We start from the raw sequence: 22,118 nt of genomic DNA, 5'->3' as shown, positions 1-22,118 counted from the left end.
GTCCCTGCGCCTCTGCGGCCCATCCTCATGTCCGACCAGCCCGACCAACACTGACCGCTCTTCCCTGCGCCTCTGCGTCTTTGCGGCCCATCCTCATGTCCGACCTCCTCACCAAGCTCTCCGCCCTGCACGACCGCCGCAGCGAGATCGGCAAGCAGCTCGCCGACCCGGCCGTGATCGCCGACCAGCGGAAGTTCGTGGAGCTGAACCGCACCTACCGCGACCTGGAGCCCATCGAGACCGCCTTCCTCCGCTTCCGCAAGCTGCACGACGACCTGGCAGGAGCCGAAGAGATGCTCCGCACCGAGAAGGACCCCGACCTGCTGGAGATGGCCCGCGCCGAGCGCGACGACAGCCGCGCCGCCATCGCCGCCATGGAGGAGGAGGTGCGCCTGATGCTGGTGCCCAAGGACCCCAACGACGCCCGCCATTGCACCGTGGAGGTGCGGGCCGGCACCGGCGGTGATGAGGCCAGCCTCTTCGCCGGCGACCTGTTCCGCATGTACAGCCGCTACTGCGAGGGCCGTGGCTGGAAGGTGGAGGTGGTGGACGTGAGCGAAGGCACCGTGGGCGGCTACAAGGAGGTGATCTTCAACGTGATCGGCGAAGGCGCCTACGGCACCCTGAAGTTCGAGGCCGGCGTGCACCGCGTGCAGCGCGTGCCCGCCACCGAGGCCAGCGGCCGCATCCACACCAGCGCCGCCACCGTCAACGTGCTGCCCGAGGCCGAGGAGACCGATGTGGAGCTGAAGGAGAGCGACGTGAAGATGGAGACCGCCCGCAGCGGCGGCGCCGGCGGCCAGAACGTGAACAAGGTGGAGACCAAGGTGCGCCTCACCCACATCCCCACCGGCCTCGTGGTGATGTGCCAGACCGAGCGCAGCCAGCTGGGCAACCGCCTCAAGGCGATGCAGATGCTGCGCACCAAGCTGTACGAGGACCAGGTGCGCGAACAGGAGGCCGCCGTGGCCGCCCAGCGCAAGAGCCAGGTGAGCAGCGGCGACCGCAGCGCCAAGATCCGCACCTACAACTACCCCCAGAGCCGCGTCACCGACCACCGCATCGAGTTCACCGCGCACAACCTGCCCGCCATCATGAACGGCGACCTGCAGGCCCTCATCGACGCCCTTCAGCTCGCCGAGCGCACCGAGAAGCTGCAGGCCGAGGCGGGGCTGTGAGCATCCGATCGGCCGAACTTCGCCCCCCGATGACCCGCGCCGAACTCGTCGACCTCATCCACCAGCGCCAGAGCCTGCTCTGCGTGGGCCTCGACACCGAGGCTCATCTGCTGCCGGACCATTTCCGCGCCGAGAGCCACCCCGTGCGCGCCTTCAACGAGGCCATCGTGGAGGTGACGCATCACCTGGCCGTGGCCTACAAGCTCAACCTGGCCTTCTACGAAGCCTTGGGCGACCAGGGCTGGCTCGACCTGGAGGCCACCATCGCCTACATCCGCAGTACGGGACCCAGCTTCATCATCGCCGACGCCAAACGCGGCGACATCGGCAACACCGCCCGCAAGTACGCCGAGGCCTTCTTCGACCGGCTGGACGTGGACGCCATCACCCTGTCGCCCTACATGGGCCGCGACAGCATCACGCCCTTCCTGGGTCGGACCGGCAAGTGGGCCGTGGTCCTGGGCATCACCAGCAACCCCGGCGCCGAGGACTTCCAGCTGCTGCCGGTGGACGGCGGGCGCCCGCTCTGGAGCACGGTGATGGACCGCTGCGCCGCGTGGGGCTCCCGCGAAGAGCTGATGTTCGTGGTGGGGGCGACGCGCCCCGAGGTGCTGGCCGAAGCACGACGCACCGCCCCGGACCACTTCTTTCTGGTGCCCGGTGTGGGCGCCCAGGGCGGCGACCTCGATGCCGTGCTGCGCGCCGGGCTCACCGCCGAGGGCGGCCTGCTGATCAACAGCAGCCGCGGCATCCTGTACGCCGGTGAAGGCGCGGAGGCGCTGCCTGCCGCCCGCCGCGAGGCCGCACGCCTGCAACAGGTGATGGCCCAGGCGCTCAGCGCCCGCTGAGCCAGCCGACGGTCCGGCGCAACAACGCCAAGTTGCCGCGGGCCCCGGGACTGTTCATGCCCATGGGCGACCGCTCCGGTCCGGCGAGCTGCGCGCTGAACATCGCGGCCTCTCCGAGCACGACCAGCCGGCCTTTTCCGATCTCCATCCACGCCCCTTGGAACCACCCTTCGCCGGAACGCTCGGGCGTGCCGTCCGTGAACTGCCAGGCCGTGTCGGGCTCCAGCAAGGTCCAGTCAGGCCCCAGCTCCAGCAGCGGGGACGCCCCGGGCGCGAGCCGGAACGCGCTGCCCGTGAAGGTGGTCACCGTGTCCAGCCCGGCCGCGAAGCCCTCGGCCACCAGGCCATCGCCCACGGTGAAGTGATCCAGCCCCCGATGGCGACGGCGCTGCGCGAAGCCGTTGCTGAAGGTGAAGCCGAAGGCGGACGCCAGGTCCGAGGCCGCGCCGGCGAACGGCATATGGTCCGCCAGCAGCAGCAGCGCGCCACCATCCTCCACCCACCTCCGCACCGCAGCGATCTCCCAGGCCGTGAACGCGGACGGGGTGGGCAGGGCCCATTGTTCGGCGTTGGACGGGTGCAGGGCGTTGGCGATCAGCAGCACGTCCACGCTGTCCAGGGCCCCCTCCGCGAACACGTCCTCCCACGCACGCACCCGGTAGCCGTCCGCCTCCAGCACCCGCGTACAGCCTTGGTAGCGGCCATCGCGCGTGTGGAAGTTGCCGTGGGCCTGGTCGATGGCCACCACCGGGCCCCGGCCGGCGGCAAAGGCCGCGTCCGCAAAGACCGGGCGGAAGTCGGGGTCGGCCACCTGCTGCGCCATCAGCCCGCTGCCGGCCACCAGTCCGATCAAGAGGATGGAGCTCCGCATGGGGCCAAACTACGCAGCTCCCCCTGTTCGCTGCCGGACGCACCGAACGGTCCGCGGACCAATGGGCCGTCAGTCCCGCGCGGTCGTTATCTTATCCGTCGTCGAAATGATCAAAAACACGTCAAGCCATGTTCCTCCATCCGCAGCCTTCGCCCCTTGCCTGGCGGTCCGCCCCGCACCATGGCCCCCTGCACGTGGTGCGCGATCCAGCGGCCCCGGGCGTCCATGACCTGCTGCTGGACCCCGCCTTTCCCTACGGCGAGGACCTGTTGCAGTTCATCTGGGAGGCCCAGCTGTTCGACCGGCATGGCCTGCGCACCGTGGACGGGCGGCCGGTGGAGGTGATCCATGCCGGCCGCATCCAGCGCGACGCCGGGCCCGATCTGCGCGATGCCCGGGTGCGCATCGACGGCCAGGAGTGGGCGGGCACCGTGGAGGTGCATGTGCGCAGCAGCGAATGGACCCAGCACGGGCACCAGCACGACCCGGCCTACGAGAACGTGGCCTTGCACGTGGTGTACGAGCACGACGCCGAGGTGCACACCGTGGGCGGCCGCGTGCTGCCCACCGTGGAGCTGCTGCCCCGCGTGAGCACCGCCAGCCTCAATGTGTTCGCCGGCCTGTTGCGGGGACGCGGCGATGTGCCCTGTGCCGCACACCTGCCCCCGGCCGAACCGGAGCGCCTCCACACCTGGCTGGAGAGCGTGCTCGTGGAACGCCTGGTGCGCCGCACCGCCGCCGCCGAGGAGCTCTACGGCCTGCTGCAGCGTGACAGCACCGCCCTCGCCTGGCACCTGCTGTGCCGCGCCTTCGGCCAGCGCGCCAACGCCGAGCCCTTCGCCATGCTGGCCCATGCCCTGCCCTGGAGCGTGCTGCGCCGCGTGCGCGACGACGCCTTCCGTGTGGAGGCCCTCGTCTTCGGCCAGGCCGGCCTCTTGCAGGTGGACTTCGTGGACGAGCACCCCCGCCGCCTGCAGGCCGAGCACCGCGCCCTGGCCCGCCTGCACGGCCTGCGCCCCGCGCCTGTGGCCGCCTGGACCTTCGGGCGCCTGCGCCCCGCCGCCTTCCCCACGGTGCGCCTGGCCCAGCTCGCCGCCCTGGTGGCCCGCATCCGGGGCGACCTCACCGACCTGGCCGCCGCGCCCGATGTGCCCGCGCTGCGCCGCCTGCTGCAGGCGGACCCTTCGGCCTATTGGTCCACGCACTACCGCTTCGACCACGCCACGCCCGCCCGGCCCAAGCCCCTCGGGGCCGCCACGGTGGATCAGCTCATCATCAATGCCGTGGTGCCCCTGCTCTTCGTGCTGGGCCGCGCCCGCGGTGAACAGGCCTTGCGCGACCGCGCCATCGCCCTGCTGGAACAGCTGCCGCCCGAGCACAACGCCGTGCTGTCCCCATGGGCCGCCCGCGGCGTGGTCGTCGACTCCGCCGCCCGGGGTCAGGCCCTGCTGGAACTGCAGCGGCACTACTGCACCCCCCGCCGCTGCTTATCTTGCGGCTTCGGACGCCACCTTTTGCGGGCCACGCGTCCTTAGACCATGATCGACCGCATCAAGACCACCTTCGAGCGCCAGGCCTTCGGGGTCTGCGCGTGGTGGGGCGAGAAGCTCAACATCAAGACCGAGCAGGTGCGGCTCAGCTTCATCTACCTCAGCTTCGTCACCGCCGGTCTGCACCTGGTGGTCTACCTGGTGATGGCCTTCGTGCTGGCCCACAAGGAGCGCATCAAGCGGCCTTTCGCCAAGCGCAGCACCGTGTGGGAGCTCTAGCGGACCCCGTCTGACGCACGTCACCCACCCGGGCCGCAACGGCCGCCTACATTCGAGCCGTGCGCAGCACCGTTCGCAAGCTCATCATCGGGCGGGGCCAGCGGCCCGGTGAGCGTCAACCCACCATCGCCAGGCGGTGGGACAATCTGCGCGCCGTCTGGAACAACACCTTCGAGGAGGACGCCGGGCTGGAGAAGCTGGTGAGGCTGGGGCTCGCCGCCAGCCAGTTCCTCTTCCCGGGCATGTACATCAAGCACCTCTTCTGGCGCAGGGGGCCGCTGTACCAGGACTTCGCCATCGAGGTGCTGGTGCTGGTGAAGACCGTGCTGCCGCTGCTGGTGCTGGCCCTGGGCTGGGAGCGGCACCCGCTGGCCCTCGTCGTGGTGCTGTGGCTCATGGCCGAGACCATCCTGTACATCCCCACGCTCATCTTCGCCTCGGATGCCTTCGGCTCGCCCCGCAGTTACCGCCGCAGCAAGCTCCTCATCTTCCTCAACTACCTGGAGGTGGTGTTCAGCTTCGCCATGCTGCACATGGCCATGCAGGCGATGAACCGGCCCATCGACCAGTGGACGGATGCGGTCTACCTCAGCTTCGTGATCACCAGCACCATCGGCTTCGGCGAGTACTTCCCCGTCACCGGCTGGGGCAAGCTGGTGGTGGCGCTGCAATCGCTCTTCTACCTCAGCTACATCGCCCTCTTCATCAGCTTCTTCATCCTGGGCGGCAACAAGGGCTACTTCGAGGACCTGCGGAAGTGACCGGTGCACCGCCCAGCCGCTCCGTTGGGTCGTTCCCGCCCGGCTCAGCCCGTGGGAAGGCCGTGGGTGCCGAGTGGGGGGATCGATAGGGCCACCGGCCCGCCTTCCACGCGGATGTTCTCGCTCGGCTCAGCTGGTGGGTAGGCGGGGCATCCGTCCCAGCCCCCTGTCCCATCTTCGGCACGCCTGGGGTGCATGGATGAGGGGGATCGTGCGGCTCATTGATACCTTAGAGTTCAAAGTCAACCAATAGTCCGGTTCGCTCTGCTGAAAACAGAAAATCATCCCAAGATTTCAGTCTTTCAATTGCTTCATCCCGATTAATATGCTCATACACGTGCGATCCGTCCGGAATCTGCGCGCGTACAAACTGAAAGGACGTATCCTTGTTGCGAAGGTCGTCTTGGGCTATAGCAATTTCGTCTCGCACAATTGGTAATTCGCTTATTGCGACTTCGGCATGTTCGAAGTGGTCAAATCGTTCACCCATCCTTTTATTAAGTCTTTCCCAGAATCCAGAGACAAAGAGCCAATCAGAAATTGCTGAATTCAATTCGAATATCTTACTCACTTGAGCTGAATCCATTATTACGAATCTGGCCGCATGACTTGCCATAACTAGTGTGCGTCTGCGTCGTTAAAGTGTGTCAAATCCCCCCCTCGCGCGAGCATCCACGCTCGTGCAATATTCTTGCCAGCCGTCTTCATGCCTCATCCAGATCGACACCCGATCGGTCGTTGGCGCTACTCCACATGTAGGCAGTTTCATCATTGACGAGTCCAGCCTCCATATCGCGCACCTCTTCCCGCGCTTGGATTCGCGCGGGGAGACTTGTGCGTTGGATACCTGTCGCGGATCCGCGAACCCGGCTCGCGAAGTCTCTGACCTCGCCCCATCCAAGGTTGCGCCGATCCCTTCCTGATCCAGGATGCGATACCACCGGCTCATGCGATGGGAAGATAGGACGTGTCGGCCGGTTGCAACGCCTGGGAAGCGCAGGGTGCGGCCGGTGGCTGTCCTGCGGTGGCCCTCACATCATCCACCACGGCATCGCGGTCACCGTGTCGCTGATGGCCTGGGGGCGCTCGCAGCGGCAGACGATGAACCCGTGCCGGGCCTCGTGCGGGTGATCTTGCAAGAACGCATGCAGGTGCCGGGCGTCCTTCGTACTGGGCCGCTCGGTCCACTTCACCTCGATCGGGGTCAGCTGTCCGCCGAGGGACACGATGAGGTCGACCTCCAGACCGGCCTTGGTGCGCAGGTAGTGCAGCGAACCTTCGGCCCGGTAGCGCAACCGTTTCCACAGTTCGATGGTGACCCATTGCTCGAACAGCGGTCCCGGAGCGGTGCGCACCATGTCCAGCGACAGGGGAAGCTCGGCGGCGGCGTTGCGCACCCCCTGGTCGAAGAAGAAGAAGCGCCCCGTGCTCAGCGCGCTTTTCCGCGGGCTGCCGCTGAAGGCCGGCACGGTGAACCCCATGAACAGATCCTCCAGAAGCTGGTAGTATGCTTTCACGGTGGGCAGGCTCATCCCGGCCTCATTGGCGATGCCGGTGTAGTTGATCATCTGGCCGGACCCCAGGGCCGCCAGGCGCAGGAAGCGTGCGAAGGCGGGCCAGTCCTTCACCAAGGCCTCTCGCCGGAGCTCTTCCTCCAGGTAGACCAGCGAGCAGGTGCGCAGGAGGGCTGCCCGCCTTGCCATCGGTGCCGTGGCGATGCCGGGCAATTCGCCGTACAGCAGCCGCTCTTCGATGTCCGCCATCGGGAACGGCCGCGCCACCACGGTCGATCCAGGGCGGGTCCACGGCCAGTGCGGAGGGGGATGGGGACGAGCCGGACGGCCGGGTGCGGGCCGTTCGGCCAACGTCAGCGGATACAGGTGGTGGATCATGCTCCGCCCGGGCAGCAGGTTGGCTCCTGTGATCCGAAGCTTCCGGGCCGAACTACCGCACAGCACGAACCTCCAGCGCGCCTTGTCGCCATCGTAGAGGTACTGTACCGCGTCGAACAGGGCCGGTACGTTCTGGGCCTCGTCGATCACGACCACCCAGGGGCGCCGCGCCCGTGGCATGGCCAGGCATTCACGCACCAGCTGATCGGGGTCGCGCAAGTAGGTCGCACGCAGGGCCGGGCGCGAGAGGTCCAGGTACAGCGCCGCGTGCGGACAGAGTGCTTTCAGAAGCGTGCTCTTGCCGGTCTGCCGCGCTCCGAAGATGATGTGCACGTAGGGCTGTTTGAGCGCCCGGGCCCAGGACGTCTTTTCAAGCCGACCATGTTCCATGATCACTTTAGATTCGTCGGACGAATATAAGCCCATGGTGACGATCGGTGGTCCGTCCATGGAAACACTTCACCGGCGAGGCCCGAGCGCCATCACGTGCGGTCCATTCCCATCCAGGCGCTTTCTTCGCAGCGCATGCGCATCCTGATCACCGGAAGCAATGGCCTGCTGGGCCAGAAGCTCGTGGCCGCCCTGCGGAACGACCCGGCCGTAACGCTCACCGCCACCAGCCGGGGGGGCGACCGCAGCCCGCAGCCCCTGGGCGAGCGCTACAGGTCCCTCGACATCACCGATGCCACCGCGGTGAACACCGTGTTCGATGCCGTACGCCCCGAGGCGGTGATCCACACCGCGGCCATGACCAATGTGGACGCCTGCGAGCTGGACCCTGTGGCCTGCCGGCTGCAGAACGTGACGGCCACCGAACACCTGGTGCATGCAGCGCGCCGCCATGGCAGCCACTTCATCCACCTGAGCACCGATTTCATCTTCGATGGAGCGGCGGGACCCTACCGCGAGGACGACGTCCCCGCGCCGCTGAGCGTGTACGGACACAGCAAGCTGGACAGCGAGCGGGTGGTGCGCGAAGGCGGTCTCGCGAAGTGGGCGATCGCCCGCACCATCATCGTGTACGGCGTGGCGCCGGGGCTGAGCCGCAGCAACGTGGTGCTGTGGGCCAGGAGCGCCCTGGCGAAGGGGGAGCCCATCAAGGTGGTGGACGACCAATGGCGCATGCCCACCCTGGCGGAGGACCTGGCCGAGGGCTGCATTCGCATCGCCCGGCGCGGTGCCACGGGGATCTATCACCTCAGCGGCCCGGACGGCATGAGCATCCTGGAGCTGGTGCACCGGGTGGGTCGGTTCTTCGGCCTGCCGCTGGACGGAGTGCAGCCCGTGAAGAGCCACACGCTGGGCCAGCCCGCCCGGCGCCCGCCCCGGACGGGATTCGTGCTGGACAAGGCGCGCCGCGACCTGGGGTATGAACCGCGCGGTTTCGAGGCCGGACTGGCCGTGGTGCAGGCCCAGTTGGCCGGTTGAGCCGATCGGCTACCTTGGTGCGCATCGAGATCCATGCGCCGCGCCCGTTGGATGGATGCCTTCAGCATGCACCGCGCCGAGCGGCGCGGCCTCTTTGTGCTGGTGCTGGCCATGGCCGCGTTCGGGGGCTGGATCGCGTGGGAACGGCAGCGTCCGCCCGACCCTGCGCTGATGGCCGCTGCGGAAGCCCAACTGGCCGTGTGGCTCGCCGAACGGCGGGCCGCCGACAGCCTGCGCACCCGGGGCGCCACGGACCGCAACGCCGCGGCAGACAGCCTCTTCGCCTTCGATCCCAATACGGCCACGGCCCAGGACTGGCGGCGCCTGGGCCTGAGCGAACGGCAGGCGCGCGGCGTGCTGAGCTACATCGCGCATGGCGGCACGTTCGAGCATCGGCAGGACCTGGCCCGCCTGCGCAGCCTGCATCCCGACCAGGTGGCGCGGCTGCTGCCCTACGTGCGACTGCCCGACCGGGCGGAGGGTGGGGGAGCAGCGCGTGCGGAGCGGCGATGGACGAGGGACAGCACGCGCGCCTGGACCCGCGCGGAGCGGCCGGCGCGCCCGGAGCGCGCGCCGCTCGAGGTGAACAGCTGCGACAGCGCCGCGCTGGTGGCCCTGCCGGGCGTGGGGCCGTCCTTCGCCCGGGGCATCCTGCGCTACCGCGACCAGCTGGGCGGCTACCACAGCCTGGACCAACTGGCCGAGGTGTACGTGCTGAAGGACAAGCCCGAGGCCCTTGCGCAGCTGCGTACCTTGTTGACGGTGGACACCGCCCTGGTGCGCCGCGTGCCCATGAACAGCGGCACGGTGGAGGAACTGGCCGCGCACCCCTACCTGCGGTGGAAGCTGGCCAAGGCCCTGGTGGCCTACCGCCGCCAGCATGGTCCGTTCCGCACCCTGGACGACCTCCGGGGCTGTGCGCTGGTGGATGAAGGGACGCTCCGTACTTTCGCGCCCTATTTTTCCGTGAAGTAATGGTTCTACAGGACCGGTTGCAGGCCGCCATCCGCGCGGTGCCTGACTTTCCCAAGCCGGGCATCCTGTTCCGTGACATCACCCCGGTGATGGAGGACCCCGCCCTGAGCCAGGCGGTGGTGGACGGCTTCATGGAACGCCTGGACGGCCGCCGCATCGATGCCATCGCCGGCATCGAGAGCCGCGGCTTCCTCTACGGCATGCCGCTGGCCTTGAGGCTCGGCGTCCCCTTCGTCACCGTGCGCAAGAAGGGCAAGCTGCCCCACCGCACGGTGAGCACCAGTTACGCCCTCGAGTACGGCACGGCCGAGATCGAGATGCATGTGGACGTGGTGCGGCCCGGCATGCAGGTGTTGGTGCACGACGACCTGCTGGCCACCGGCGGCACCGCCGCCGCCGCCGCCGACCTGGTGCGCATGCAGGGCGGCCGCGTGGCCGCCTTCACCTTCGTCATTGAACTCTCCGCCCTGGCGGGTGTTGAACGCCTGCGTCCCTACGACGCGGACATCATCCGCCTGGTGACCTACTGAACCCGCATGGAATTCACCACCACCGAGAACCAGACCATGATCGCGCAGGCCGTGCGCGACCTGTGCGAACGCGAACTGCGCCCCCACGTGATGGACTGGGACGAGCGGCAGCACATGCCCATCGACCTGTTCAAGCAGCACTTCGGTCCGGCCGGCATGCTGGGCGTGCTGGTGCCGGAAACCTATGGCGGTGCGGGGCTCGGCTATTTCGAGTACATCCACACCATCGTGGAGACCGCCCGGATCTGCGGCAGCGTGGGCCTCAGCGTGGCGGCGCACAACAGCCTGTGCACCGGCCACATCCTGGCCTTCGGCAACGAGGAGCAGAAGCGCCGGTGGCTGCCCAAGCTGGCCAGCGGGCAGTGGCTGGGCGCCTGGGCCCTCACCGAGCCCAACACCGGCAGCGACGCCATGCGCATGAAGTGCACGGCGCGCAAGGAGGGCAACGAGTGGGTGCTGAACGGCACCAAGTGCTGGATCACCCACGGCATCAGCAGCGATGTGGTGGTGGCCATCGTGCGCACCGGCGAGCTGCTGGACAGCAAGGGCATGACCGCCTTCGTGATCGAGCGGGGCACCAAGGGCCTGAAGGCCGGCAAGAAGGAGAACAAGCTGGGCATGCGCGCCAGCGAAACGGCCGAGGTGATCTTCGAGGAGTGCCGCGTGCCGCAGGAGAACGTGCTGGGCGAGGTGGGGCAGGGCTTCCAGCAGGCCATGAAGATCCTGGACGGCGGCCGCATCAGCATCGCGGCGCTCAGCCTGGGCATCGCCAAGGGCGCCTACGACGCCAGCGTGAAGTACGCCAAGGAGCGCCAGCAGTTCGGCCAGCCCATCGCCAGCTTCCAGGCCATCTCCTTCAAGCTGGCCGACATGGCCACCCGCATCGAGGCCGCCGAACTGCTCACCCAGCAGGCCGCCGACCTCAAGAACCGCGGCAAGAAGATGACCAAGGAGAGCGCCATGGCCAAGTACTACGCCAGCGAGGTGGCCGTGTGGGCCAGCAACGAGGCCGTGCAGATCTTCGGCGGCTACGGCTACACCAAGGACTTCCCCGTGGAGAAGTTCTACCGCGACAGCAAGCTCTGCACCATCGGTGAGGGCACCAGCGAGATCCAGAAACTGGTGATCAGCCGGGAGGTGCTCAAGTGACCCCATTTGCACGGATCAACGAAGGCGCTATCTTTGCGCCCCCTTCGAACAAAAGGACCCCATGCTGATCATCCCCGTCAAGGAAGGCGAGAGCATCGATAAGGCGCTCAAGAAGTTCAAGAAGAAGTTCGAGCGCACCGGCACCATGCGTGCCCTGCGCAGGCGCCAGAGCTTCACCAAGCCCTCCGTGGAGCGCCGCAAGGAGATCATCCGCGCCGCCTACAAGCTGAAGACGTACAGCGTCGAGCAATAAGCCCGCACGCTTCGCCGTACCGATAGGCGAGGGGTCCGTCCGGACCTTTCGCCTATCTTGCTTTCCGGATGTCCATCGACCGCTTCCTGGAGCACCTGGCCTACGAGAAACGGTGCAGTCCCCACACCCTGTCCGCCTATCGGCGTGACCTGCGGCAGTTCGCCGACCACCTCGCCGCCCAGGGGGCCGGGGGGATCGATGCCGCGCAGGGCGGGGATGTGCGGGAGTGGATCATGCAGCGGCTGAGCGATGGCACCGGTGCGCGCACGGTGAACCGGCAGTTGAGCGCGCTGCGAGCCTATTACCGTTTCGCCCAGACGGTGGGCGCGGTGGAGGGCGATCCCACGGCGCTGGTGGAGCCGCCCAAACAGCCCAGGCGGCTGCCCACCTTCGTGCCGGAGGCCCGTATGGCGCCCCTGTTCGATGCCGCCGGACCCGCGGCCGAGCTGCGCCCCGAGGAGCGGTTGGTGCTGGAGCTGCTGTACGGCACCGGCATCCGCCTGGCAGAGCTGCTGGGCCTTACGGTGGGCGCGGTGGACCTGCACCGGGGCACCATCCGGGTGCTGGGCAAGCGCAACAAGGAGCGCCTCGTGCCCCTGCCGGATGGAACGCTGGAGGCCGTTCGCGCGTATCTTTCCCAGCGGCCGACCACGGACCCGGCGGCCCCCCTGCTGAGGGGGGGCAACGGTGGACCGCTGGCACGGCGCAGCGTACAACGACTGGTACACCGCGTGCTCGCCACCGTCACCACACAACAGAAACGAAGCCCCCACGTGCTGCGGCACACCTACGCCACGCACCTCCTGGAGCACGGGGCCGACCTCAACGCCGTGAAGGAACTGCTGGGCCACGCCAACCTGGCGGCCACCCAGGTGTACACCCACAACACGGTGGAGAAGCTCCGCAAGGTGCATGCGCAGGCCCACCCGCGGGGCGGGGGGCAGGGAACCGAACAAACGACCTGAGCAGACCATGAACGTGAACGTGCATTCCATCCATTTCGACGCCGACATCAAGCTGGTCGGCTTCATCCGCGAACGCCTGCAGAAGCTCAACCAGTTCCACGACCGCATCCTCAGCAGCGAGGTCTTCCTCCGGCTTGAGCATGACGGGGACGACCGTCGCAACAAGGTGGTGGAGGTGAAGATGGCCGTGCCCGGCCGTGAGCTCTTCGCCAAGCGCAACAGCAAGAGCTTCGAGGAGGCCACCGATCAGGTGGCCGAGGCGATCCGGCGCCAGCTGGAGCGCTCGAAGCCCCGCCCCAAATAGGCCGGCGACGCCGCCAGTCGCGGTCGGCATACCGCAGCAGCAGGGCTCCGCGGAAGGCGGGGCCCTGCGCATGTTTGGAGGTGCCGGGAAGTTTCCTACATTTGCAGGCCCAATTCCCGGGGAGGCCTCTCCGGGAGGCGGGTGAAAGGCGTTCTTTCGCTTGCTGTACGTGCCAATGTAGCTCAGCTGGTAGAGCAGCTGATTTGTAATCAGCAGGTCGGGGGTTCGAATCCGTCCATTGGCTCCGTGATCGGAACAGGGGAGATACCCAAGTGGCCAACGGGGGCAGACTGTAAATCTGCTGCTTCACAGCTTCGTAGGTTCGAATCCTGCTCTCCCCACCACTCACTCACGGAGCCACGGATGCCGGCCTGCCTCGCCGATCGGCCTTCCTTTCAAGCGGGAGTAGCTCAGTTGGTAGAGCATCAGCCTTCCAAGCTGAATGTCGCGGGTTCGAGTCTCGTCTCCCGCTCTTCCACGATCAGAGGAGGTCAGGGCGCCGCAAGGCCCCGAACCACCTCCGACCAGAACATCGGCCTTTGTAGCTCAGGGGTAGAGCACTTCCTTGGTAAGGAAGAGGTCACGGGTTCAATTCCCGTCAAAGGCTCCGCCGGACCGGCTGCGGCTCCATCCCGCCCCAAGCGGGGAGGCACGTGCGACAGGTGAACGGACAGATCGACAACAGAACACCCATAACGACCGAACGACAATGGCTAAGGAGACCTTCCAACGTACCAAGCCGCACGTCAACATCGGCACCATCGGTCACGTTGACCATGGCAAGACCACGTTGACCGCGGCGATCACCTCCGTACTGGCCGCCAAGGGCCTCTCGGAGAAGCGCAGCTTCGATTCCATCGACAACGCCCCCGAGGAGAAGGAGCGCGGCATCACCATCAACACCGCCCACGTGGAGTACCAGACGGCCAACCGTCACTACGCCCACGTGGACTGTCCGGGCCACGCCGACTATGTGAAGAACATGGTGACGGGTGCCGCGCAGATGGACGGCGCCATCCTGGTGGTGGCCGCCACCGACGGACCCATGCCCCAGACCCGCGAGCACATCCTGCTCGGCCGTCAGGTGGGCGTGCCCAAGATCGTCGTGTTCATGAACAAGGTGGACATGGTGGACGACGCCGAGCTGCTGGACCTGGTGGAGATGGAGATCCGCGAGCTGCTGTCCTTCTATGAGTACGACGGCGACAACACCCCGATCATCCGCGGCAGCGCCCTGGGCGCCCTGAACGGTGAGGACAAGTGGGTGGACACCGTGATGGCCCTGATGGACGCGGTGGACAACTGGATCCCCGTGCCGCCGCGCGACACCGACAAGCCCTTCCTGATGAGCGTGGAGGACGTGTTCACGATCACCGGTCGTGGCACCGTGGCCACCGGCCGCATCGAGACCGGCGTGGTGAAGGTGGGCGACAACGTGGAGATCATCGGCATGCAGGAGGAGAAGATGAACAGCACCTGCACCGGCGTGGAGATGTTCCGCAAGCTGCTCGACCGCGGTGAGGCCGGCGACAACTGCGGCATCCTGCTGCGCGGCATCGAGAAGAAGGACATCCGCCGCGGCATGGTGATCGCCGCCCCCGGCAGCATCACCCCGCACACCGAGTTCAAGGCCGAGATCTACGTGTTGAAGAAGGAGGAGGGCGGACGCCACACCCCCTTCCACAACAAGTACCGCCCGCAGTTCTACTTCCGCACCACCGACGTCACCGGCGAGATCACCCTCGAGGCCGGTCGCGAGATGGTGATGCCGGGCGACAACGTGAGCATCAACGTGAAGCTGATCGTGCCGATCGCCATGGACAAGGGCCTGCGCTTCGCCATCCGCGAGGGTGGCCGTACCGTGGGTGCCGGTCAGGTGACGGAGATCGTCAAGTAAGCACAACGACCCAGGTGGCCGGGCCGGTCCGCCGCAAGGTGGACCGGCCTTCGCCGCCGAAAACGGACACAACGAACGGGTGTAGCTCAATTGGTAGAGCGACGGTCTCCAAAACCGTAGGCTGCGGGTTCGATTCCTGCCACCCGTGCCCAAGCAAGCGAACAACGTGGCAAGCTTCAAGACATACCTGAGCGAGAGCTACAACGAGCTCGTCAACAAGGTCTCCTGGCCCACCTGGAAGGAGCTTCAGGGCAGCGCCATCGTGGTGCTCGTCACCGCGCTCATCATCAGCCTGGTGGTGTTCGTGATGGACTACGTGTTCGGCGTGCACAACATGACCAACACCTCCTTCTGGAAGGGGATCCTCGGTTTCATCTACAAACTGATGAGCTGACCATGGCCGTAGCGACCGCCAACCGCAAGTGGTATGTCATCCGCGCCATCTCCGGAAAGGAGAAGAAGGTGAAGGAGCGGATCGAGAGCGAGGTGAAGCGCTCCAACATGGGCACGTACATCACCCAGGTGCTCATCCCCACCGAGAAGTTCTACCAGATCCGCGACGGCAAGAAGGTGAGCAAGGAGCGCAACTTCTTCCCCGGCTACGTGCTGATGGAGGCCGACCTCACCGGCGAGATCGCCCACAGCATCAAGAACCTGCCCGATGTGATCGGCTTCCTCGGCGCCGAGAAGGGTGGCGATCCGGTGCCCCTGCGCCAGAGCGAGGTGAACCGCATCCTGGGCACCGTGGACGAGCTGGCCGAGACCGAGGAGGCCATCCACAACCCCTATCATGTGGGCGAAGGCGTGAAGGTGATCGACGGTCCCTTCAACGGCTTCAACGGCGTGATCGAGGAGATCAACGAGGAGAAGAAGAAGCTGAAGGTGATGGTGAAGATCTTCGGAAGGAAGACCCCACTGGAACTGAGCTTCATGCAGGTTGAAAAGGAGGTGTAGGGAAGGCGCATGCCTCACCCCTCACCGGTCAAGGAACGAACGAACACGAAGACGCGACGGGACCGTCGCCCGAACGATAGAAGCAAAACCCGTCCGAGTCCCTCATCCTGTGCGGGACGCCATCAGGACACAAAACCAGAGAAATGGCCAAGGAAGTATCGGGGCTGATCAAGCTCCAGGTGAAGGGAGGGGCGGCGAACCCCTCGCCCCCCATCGGCCCGGCGCTCGGCGCCAAGGGCGTGAACATCATGGAGTTCTGCAAGCAGTTCAATGCGCGCACGCAGGACAAGGCCGGCAAGGTGCTGCCCGTGGTGATCACCGTGTACAGCGACAAGAGCTTCGACTTCATCATCAAGACCCCGCCCGCGGCCGTGCAGATCATCGAGCAGGCCAAGATCAAGGGCGGCAGCGGTGTCCCGCACACCAAGAAGGTGGGCAGCATCACCTGGGACCAGGTGAAGGCCATCGCCGAGGACAAGATGCCCGACCTGAACTGCTTCACGCTGCAGAGCGCCATGAGCATGGTGGCCGGAACGGCCCGCAGCATGGGAGTGACGGTGACCGGTACGAACCCCTTTGAGAACGCTTGATGCCATGGCGACCCTGACCAAGAAACGCAAGGCCGCGATGGCCAAGTACGACGCCACCAAGAGCTACGAGCTCAAGGAGGCCGCCTCCATCGTGAAGCAGATCAGCAGCACCAAGTTCGACGCCACGGTGGACATCGCCGTGCGCCTCGGAGTGGACCCCAAGAAGAGCACCGAGATGGTGCGTGGCACGGTGAGCCTGCCCCACGGGACGGGACGCGACGTGCGCGTGCTGGTGCTGGCCGACCCCGCCAAGTGCGAGGAGGCCACCGCCGCCGGTGCCGACATGGCCGGCCTCGACGAGTTCGTGGAGAAGATCAAGGGCGGATGGACGGACGTGGACGTGATCATCTGCACGCCCAACGTGATGGCCAAGGTGGGTGCGCTGGGCCGTGTGCTCGGTCCCCGCGGCCTGATGCCCAACCCCAAGACCGGCACGGTGACCATGGACGTGGCCAAGGCCGTGAAGGAGGTGAAGGCGGGCAAGATCGATTTCAAGGTGGACAAGGCGGGCATCATCCATGCGGTGATCGGCAAGGCCTCCTTCGACGCCCAGAAGCTGAGCGAGAACGCCCACGAGCTGATCCAGACCCTGATCAAGCTGAAGCCCAGCACCGCGAAGGGTGCGTACATCAAGAGCATCGCCATCAGCAGCACGATGAGCCCGGGGGTCAAGGTGGACACCCGTACCGTGCAGTAACCCCAGATCCCCGAGAACCATGGCAACCCGTACCGAAAAGGACCAGGCGATCGCCGACCTGATCGAGGAGATCAAGGCGACCAACGTGCTGTACCTGGCTGACACGAGCGAACTGACGGCCGAGGCCACCAGCAACCTGCGTCGCAGCTGCCACAAGGCCGGCATCCGCATGAAGGTGGTGAAGAACACCCTGCTGCAGAAGGCGATGGAGCGCATCGAGGACCGCGATTACAGCGGGCTCGTGGGCTCGCTCAAGGGCCAGACGTCGATCCTGTTCGCCGAGAAGGGCAACGCCCCCGCGAAGCTGATCCAGGATTTCCGCAGGACCCACAAGAAGCCCGTGCTGAAGAGCGCCTGGATCGACCAGGCCGTCTTCGTGGGCGACGACCAGGTGGCCGTGCTCGCCACGCTCAAGGGCAAGGAGGAGCTCATCGGCGACATCATCGCACTGCTCCAAAGCCCGATCAAGAACGTGCTCGGCGGCCTCCAGGCCTCCGGTGGCCAGAAGGTCGCCGGCCTGGTGAAGGCCCTGCAGGAGCGAGCCGCCTGAGAACAAGACACCAAGGGCGGTGTGACCGCCGCCCCACGAACGCGTTACGCACTTCCGATAGCTTCCCTTCTCTCAACTCAGTAACAACCCGCAACAATGGCAGACATCAAAGCCCTGGGCGATCAGCTCGTGAGCCTCACCGTGAAGGAGGTGAACGACCTGGCCCAGTACCTGAAGGACGAATACAAGATCGAGCCCGCCGCCGCAGCCGTGGCCGTGGCCGCCGGTGGCGCCGCCGCCGGTGGTGGTGAGGCCGCCCCCGCCAAGACCAGCTTCGACGTGATCCTGAAATCCGGCGGACAGAACAAGCTCGCCGTGGTGAAGCTGGTGAAGGAACTTTCGGGCCTCGGCCTGAAGGAGGCCAAGGACCTGGTGGACGGCGCTCCCAAGCCGCTGAAGGAGGGCGTCTCCAAGGAGGAGGCAGAGTCCATCAAGCAGCAACTGACGGAGGCCGGCGCAGAGGTCGAGGTCAAGTAAAGCCCCTGACGACGCAACGACCACGGCGCTCCGGACAGACCCCTTGCGGGGCCTGATCGGATGCGTCGTGGTCGCACGTCGTTCCCCGCCCCGATGTGCACCGCCCGGCGCCCAGCGCCCGGCCGCACCCGAAGTTCCCCGGTCCCTTCCCGTTCCCTTTCCCCGATCGCAACCCATGGCCCAGGCGAAGACCATCAGCAAGAAGAGCAAGCGCATCGACTTCGGCTCGAACCCCCTGCCGACCCCGTATCCCGACTTCCTCGAGATCCAGCTCAAGAGCTTCGAGGAGTTCTTCCAGATCGAGACCCTCCCCGAGAACCGCGTCAGCGAGGGCCTCTTCAAGGTGTTCTCGGAGAACTTCCCGATCACCGACACGCGCAACCAGTTCGTGCTGGAGTTCCTCGATTACTTCATCGACCCTCCGCGGTACAGCATCGATGAGTGCATCGAACGGGGCCTCACCTACAGCGTGCCCCTCAAGGCCAAGCTGAAGCTCTACTGCACCGACCCCGAGCACGAGGATTTCGAGACCATCGTGCAGGACGTGTACCTGGGCCAGATCCCCTACATGACCCCGCGCGGCAGCTTCGTGGTGAACGGGGCCGAGCGCGTGGTGGTGAGCCAGCTGCACCGCAGCCCCGGCGTGTTCTTCGGCCAGAGCCGCCACGCCAACGGCACCAAGCTCTACAGCGCCCGGGTGATCCCGTTCAAGGGTTCGTGGATCGAGTTCGCCACGGACATCAACGGGGTGATGTACGCCTACATCGACCGCAAAAAGAAGCTGCCGGTGACCACGCTGCTGCGCGCCATCGGCTTCGAGAGCGACAAGGACATCCTCAACATCTTCGGCCTGGCCGACGAGGTGAAGGTGACCAAGGCCGCCATGAAGGAGGCCGTGGGCCGCAAGCTCGCCGCCCGTGTGCTCAAGACCTGGGTGGAGGACTTCGTGGACGAGGACACCGGCGAGGTGGTGAGCATCGAGCGCAACGAGGTGCTCATCGACCGCGAGACGGTGATCGAGGAGCACCATGTGGAGCAGATCGTGGACAGCGGCGCCAAGACCATCATCCTGCACAAGGCCGGGGTGAACGCCGCCGACTACGCCCTCATCTACAACACCCTGCAGAAGGACACCTCCAACTCCGAGAAGGAGGCCGTGGAGGTGATCTACCGCCAGCTCCGCAACGCCGAACCGCCCGATCTGGAGACCGCCCGCGGGGTGATCGACAAGCTGTTCTTCAGCGAGCAGCGCTACGACCTGGGCGAGGTGGGCCGCTACCGCATCAACAAGAAGCTGGGCCTGGAGAGCGAGCTCAGCGTGCGCGTGCTCACCAAGGAGGACATCATCAGCATCATCCGCTACCTGATCGAGCTGGTGAACTCCAAGGCCGATGTGGACGACATCGACCACCTGAGCAACCGCCGCGTGCGCACCGTGGGCGAACAGCTGCACGCCCAGTTCGGCGTGGGTCTGGCCCGCATGGCCCGCACCATCCGCGAGCGCATGAACGTGCGCGACAACGAGGTGTTCACGCCCACCGACCTGATCAACGCCAAGACCCTGAGCTCGGTGATCAACTCGTTCTTCGGAACGAACCAGCTCAGCCAGTTCATGGACCAGACCAACCCGCTGGCCGAGATCACCCACAAGCGCCGCATGAGCGCCCTGGGCCCCGGCGGTCTGAGCCGCGAGCGCGCCGGCTTCGAGGTGCGTGACGTGCACTACACCCACTACGGCCGCCTGTGCACCATCGAGACCCCTGAAGGCCCGAACATCGGTCTGATCAGCAGCCTCTGCGTGTACAGCAAGATCAACAGCCTGGGCTTCATCGAAACACCCTACCGCCCGGTGACCGAGGGCAAGGTGGACCTGAAGGCCGAGCCGGTGTACCTGAGCGCCGAGGAGGAGGACAACAAGATGATCGCCCAGGCCAACGCCCAGGTGACCCCCGAAGGCGAGTTCAACAGCAACCGGGTGAAGGCCCGCCTGATGGGCGACTTCCCGGTGGTGGCGCCCAAGGAGATCAACCTCATGGACGTGGCGCCCAACCAGATCGCCTCCATCGCCGCCAGCCTGATCCCCTTCCTGGAGCACAACGACGCCAACCGCGCGCTGATGGGCTCCAACATGATGCGCCAGGCCGTGCCGCTGCTGCGGCCCGAGAGCCCCATCGTGGGCACCGGCCTGGAGGAGCTCGTGGCCCGCGACAGCCGCGTACTGCTCACCGCCGAGGGCGAGGGCGTGGTGAAGTACGTGGACAGCGACCGCATCGTGATCGAGTACAAACGCACCGAGGAGGACCGCATCGTGAGCTTCCACGGCGACGAGAAGGAGTACAAACTCACCAAGTTCCTCAAGACCAACCAGAGCACCTGCATCAACCTGCGCCCCATCGTGCGCAAGGGCGAGAAGGTGACCACCGGGCAGACGCTGTGCGAGGGTTACGCCACGCAGGATGGCGAACTGGCCATCGGCCGCAACCTGCTGGTGGCCTTCATGCCCTGGAAGGGCTACAACTTCGAGGACGCCATCGTGATCAGCGAGCGCGTGGCCCGCGAGGACATCTTCACCTCCATCCACATCGATGAGTACATCATGGAGGTGCGCGACACCAAGCGCGGCCTGGAGGAGCTCACCGCGGACATCCCCAACGTGAGCGAGGAGGCCACGAAGGACCTTGACGAGCACGGCCTGATCCGCATCGGCGCCGAGATCAACGAGGGTGACATCCTCATCGGCAAGATCACCCCGAAGGGCGAGACCGACCCCAGCCCCGAGGAGAAGCTCCTGCGCGCCATCTTCGGCGACAAGGCCGGCGATGTGAAGGACGCCTCCCTGAAGGCGCCCCCGAGCACCAAGGGCGTGGTCATCGACAAGAAGCTCTTCAGCCGTGCCATCAAGGACAAGAAGGGCAAGACCAACGAGAAGGCCGTGCTGGAGGCCATCGACAAGGACTACGAGAAGGAGCTGGGCGAGCTGAAGAACGTGCTCATCGACAAGATGATGCAGCTCCTGAACGGCCAGGCCTCCAACGGCGTGTACAACAAGTACAAGGAGGAGCAGATCAAGAAGGGCGTCAAGTTCACCCCCAAGGTCCTGCAGGCCATCGATTTCATCACCGTGGACCCCACCAACTGGACCGCGGACAAGAAGGTGAACGAACTGGTCCGTCAGCTCATCCACAACTACAACATCAAGCACAACGACATCAGCGGCGTTTACAAGCGCAAGAAGTTCCAGGTGAGCATCGGCGACGAGCTGCCCGCAGGCATCGTGAAGCTGGCCAAGGTGTACGTGGCCGCCAAGCGCAAGCTGGCGATCGGCGACAAGATGGCCGGCCGCCACGGCAACAAGGGCATCGTGGCCCGCATCGTGCGCGACGCGGACATGCCCTACCTGGAGGACGGAACGCCGGTGGACATCGTGCTGAACCCGCTGGGCGTGCCGAGTCGCATGAACCTCGGCCAGATCTATGAGACCGTGCTGGGCTGGGCCGGCCTGAGGCTGGGCCGCAAGTACGCCACACCCATCTTCGACGGCGCCACGCTGGACGAGATCCACGCGCAGACGGACGAGGCCGGCGTGCCCCGCTTCGGCCGCACCTTCCTGCACGATGGCGGCACCGGCCAGCGCTTCGACCAGCCCGCCACCGTGGGCGTGATCTACATGATCAAGCTGGCCCACATGGTGGACGACAAGATGCACGCACGCTCCATCGGCCCCTACAGCCTCATCACCCAGCAGCCGCTCGGTGGCAAGGCCCAGTTCGGCGGCCAGCGCTTCGGCGAAATGGAGGTGTGGGCGCTGGAGGCCTTCGGCGCCAGCAACATCCTGCAGGAGATCCTCACCGTGAAGAGCGACGACGTGGTGGGCCGTGCCAAGGCCTACGAGAGCATCGTGAAGGGCGAACCCCTGCCCACCCCGGGCATCCCCGAGTCCTTCAACGTGCTTCTTCACGAACTGCGCGGCCTCGCGCTCAACGTGTCGCTCGAATGAGGAGCGCCATGCGGTCACCCAACGTCGAACGCC

23 protein-coding genes and 5 tRNA genes are annotated in these 22,118 nt (G+C 66.1%); 25 read left to right on the top strand and 3 right to left on the bottom strand.

Going from position 1 to position 22,118, the window contains the following annotated elements; translation table 11 throughout:
* Positions 1-89 precede the first annotated feature (89 nt).
* Together prfA and pyrF are read left to right on the top strand one after the other, a co-directional pair.
* Positions 90-1,178 carry a peptide chain release factor 1 gene (prfA, locus tag IPM49_06115; protein MBK9274100.1) on the top strand — a complete coding sequence of 363 codons (1,089 nt, stop codon included), beginning with the start codon at positions 90-92 and terminating at the stop codon, positions 1,176-1,178.
* Positions 1,179-1,207: 29 nt separating this feature from the next.
* Positions 1,208-2,026: an orotidine-5'-phosphate decarboxylase gene (pyrF, locus tag IPM49_06110; GenBank protein ID MBK9274099.1), complete on the top strand. Its 819-nt coding sequence runs from the start codon at positions 1,208-1,210 to the stop codon at positions 2,024-2,026.
* Here the strand turns inward: pyrF and IPM49_06105 are convergent.
* Positions 2,013-2,897 (bottom strand): DUF4350 domain-containing protein, encoded by an 885-nt coding sequence (locus IPM49_06105; GenBank protein MBK9274098.1) that lies wholly within the window; start codon positions 2,895-2,897, stop codon positions 2,013-2,015. The two genes, pyrF and IPM49_06105, sit on opposite strands and share 14 nt — an antisense overlap.
* 128 nt (positions 2,898-3,025) lie before the next feature.
* Between IPM49_06105 and IPM49_06100 the strand changes: the two genes are divergently transcribed.
* From IPM49_06100 to IPM49_06090, 3 genes are read left to right on the top strand one after another with little or no spacing between them, the layout of a single operon-like run.
* The gene (locus tag IPM49_06100) at positions 3,026-4,432 is read left to right on the top strand and encodes a DUF2851 family protein (GenBank protein MBK9274097.1); all 1,407 of its coding nucleotides are present in this window, start codon (positions 3,026-3,028) and stop codon (positions 4,430-4,432) included.
* 3 nt (positions 4,433-4,435) lie between these two features.
* Entirely contained in the window at positions 4,436-4,666 is a 231-nt protein-coding gene (locus tag IPM49_06095) for a PspC domain-containing protein (protein ID MBK9274096.1), read from the top strand.
* Positions 4,667-4,725: 59 nt separating this feature from the next.
* Positions 4,726-5,427 (top strand): two pore domain potassium channel family protein, encoded by a 702-nt coding sequence (locus IPM49_06090; protein MBK9274095.1) that lies wholly within the window; start codon positions 4,726-4,728, stop codon positions 5,425-5,427.
* Between the two features lie 229 nt (positions 5,428-5,656).
* On the opposite strand, the gene IPM49_06085 is transcribed toward IPM49_06090, so the two are convergent.
* Together IPM49_06085 and IPM49_06080 are read right to left on the bottom strand one after the other, a co-directional pair.
* Positions 5,657-6,013, bottom strand: coding sequence for a hypothetical protein (locus IPM49_06085; GenBank protein MBK9274094.1), 357 nt, complete (start codon positions 6,011-6,013; stop codon positions 5,657-5,659).
* A 445-nt stretch (positions 6,014-6,458) separates the two neighbouring features.
* Complete coding sequence (locus IPM49_06080; GenBank protein ID MBK9274093.1) at positions 6,459-7,709, bottom strand: ATP-binding protein; 1,251 nt, start codon at positions 7,707-7,709, stop codon at positions 6,459-6,461.
* Positions 7,710-7,844: 135 nt separating this feature from the next.
* Here IPM49_06080 and IPM49_06075 point away from each other — a divergent pair, with 135 nt between their 5' ends.
* The 20 genes from IPM49_06075 to rpoB all read left to right on the top strand — a co-directional run bounded on the left by IPM49_06075 (position 7,845) and on the right by rpoB (position 22,085).
* Positions 7,845-8,747 (top strand): SDR family oxidoreductase, encoded by a 903-nt coding sequence (locus IPM49_06075; protein MBK9274092.1) that lies wholly within the window; start codon positions 7,845-7,847, stop codon positions 8,745-8,747.
* 33 nt (positions 8,748-8,780) lie between these two features.
* Complete coding sequence (locus IPM49_06070) at positions 8,781-9,722, top strand: helix-hairpin-helix domain-containing protein (protein MBK9274091.1); 942 nt, start codon at positions 8,781-8,783, stop codon at positions 9,720-9,722.
* The gene (locus tag IPM49_06065; protein MBK9274090.1) at positions 9,722-10,252 is read left to right on the top strand and encodes an adenine phosphoribosyltransferase; all 531 of its coding nucleotides are present in this window, start codon (positions 9,722-9,724) and stop codon (positions 10,250-10,252) included. Before IPM49_06070 ends, IPM49_06065 begins: the two co-directional genes overlap by 1 nt.
* Before the next feature lie 6 nt (positions 10,253-10,258).
* Positions 10,259-11,401, top strand: coding sequence for an acyl-CoA dehydrogenase family protein (locus IPM49_06060; GenBank protein ID MBK9274089.1), 1,143 nt, complete (start codon positions 10,259-10,261; stop codon positions 11,399-11,401).
* 61 nt (positions 11,402-11,462) lie between these two features.
* Positions 11,463-11,654 carry a 30S ribosomal protein S21 gene (locus IPM49_06055; GenBank protein MBK9274088.1) on the top strand — a complete coding sequence of 64 codons (192 nt, stop codon included), beginning with the start codon at positions 11,463-11,465 and terminating at the stop codon, positions 11,652-11,654.
* 68 nt (positions 11,655-11,722) lie between these two features.
* Entirely contained in the window at positions 11,723-12,619 is an 897-nt protein-coding gene (locus tag IPM49_06050; GenBank protein ID MBK9274087.1) for a tyrosine-type recombinase/integrase, read from the top strand.
* A gap of 7 nt (positions 12,620-12,626) precedes the next feature.
* Positions 12,627-12,923 carry a ribosome-associated translation inhibitor RaiA gene (gene raiA, locus IPM49_06045; GenBank protein ID MBK9274086.1) on the top strand — a complete coding sequence of 99 codons (297 nt, stop codon included), beginning with the start codon at positions 12,627-12,629 and terminating at the stop codon, positions 12,921-12,923.
* Between the two features lie 171 nt (positions 12,924-13,094).
* Positions 13,095-13,167: transfer RNA gene (locus tag IPM49_06040), tRNA-Thr, on the top strand.
* 14 nt (positions 13,168-13,181) lie between these two features.
* A tRNA-Tyr gene (locus tag IPM49_06035) sits at positions 13,182-13,267 on the top strand.
* A gap of 55 nt (positions 13,268-13,322) precedes the next feature.
* Positions 13,323-13,395, top strand: a tRNA-Gly gene (locus tag IPM49_06030).
* Between the two features lie 63 nt (positions 13,396-13,458).
* Positions 13,459-13,530: transfer RNA gene (locus tag IPM49_06025), tRNA-Thr, on the top strand.
* A 102-nt stretch (positions 13,531-13,632) separates the two neighbouring features.
* Positions 13,633-14,820 (top strand): elongation factor Tu, encoded by a 1,188-nt coding sequence (gene tuf / locus IPM49_06020; GenBank protein ID MBK9274085.1) that lies wholly within the window; start codon positions 13,633-13,635, stop codon positions 14,818-14,820.
* Positions 14,821-14,895: 75 nt separating this feature from the next.
* Positions 14,896-14,968: transfer RNA gene (locus tag IPM49_06015), tRNA-Trp, on the top strand.
* 18 nt (positions 14,969-14,986) lie between these two features.
* Positions 14,987-15,214, top strand: a complete 228-nt coding sequence (gene secE / locus IPM49_06010; protein MBK9274084.1) for a preprotein translocase subunit SecE — start codon at positions 14,987-14,989, stop codon at positions 15,212-15,214.
* Between the two features lie 2 nt (positions 15,215-15,216).
* Positions 15,217-15,774, top strand: a complete 558-nt coding sequence (gene nusG, locus IPM49_06005) for a transcription termination/antitermination factor NusG (protein MBK9274083.1) — start codon at positions 15,217-15,219, stop codon at positions 15,772-15,774.
* A 143-nt stretch (positions 15,775-15,917) separates the two neighbouring features.
* Positions 15,918-16,364, top strand: coding sequence for a 50S ribosomal protein L11 (gene rplK, locus IPM49_06000; protein MBK9274082.1), 447 nt, complete (start codon positions 15,918-15,920; stop codon positions 16,362-16,364).
* 4 nt (positions 16,365-16,368) lie between these two features.
* On the top strand, positions 16,369-17,061 hold the full coding sequence (locus IPM49_05995; GenBank protein MBK9274081.1) for a 50S ribosomal protein L1: 693 nt from the start codon (positions 16,369-16,371) through the stop codon (positions 17,059-17,061).
* Between the two features lie 19 nt (positions 17,062-17,080).
* Positions 17,081-17,611, top strand: a complete 531-nt coding sequence (locus IPM49_05990) for a 50S ribosomal protein L10 (GenBank protein MBK9274080.1) — start codon at positions 17,081-17,083, stop codon at positions 17,609-17,611.
* A 96-nt stretch (positions 17,612-17,707) separates the two neighbouring features.
* Positions 17,708-18,088: a 50S ribosomal protein L7/L12 gene (gene rplL, locus IPM49_05985; protein ID MBK9274079.1), complete on the top strand. Its 381-nt coding sequence runs from the start codon at positions 17,708-17,710 to the stop codon at positions 18,086-18,088.
* A 175-nt stretch (positions 18,089-18,263) separates the two neighbouring features.
* Positions 18,264-22,085: a DNA-directed RNA polymerase subunit beta gene (gene rpoB / locus IPM49_05980; GenBank protein ID MBK9274078.1), complete on the top strand. Its 3,822-nt coding sequence runs from the start codon at positions 18,264-18,266 to the stop codon at positions 22,083-22,085.
* Positions 22,086-22,118: the final 33 nt, after the last annotated feature.

This window comes from Flavobacteriales bacterium (assembly GCA_016715895.1).
In the GTDB taxonomy this organism is placed as follows: domain Bacteria; phylum Bacteroidota; class Bacteroidia; order Flavobacteriales_F; family PHOS-HE28; genus PHOS-HE28.
Note: the sequence above shows the minus strand (reverse complement) of the source record. Positions and strands in the feature narration are given on the sequence as shown.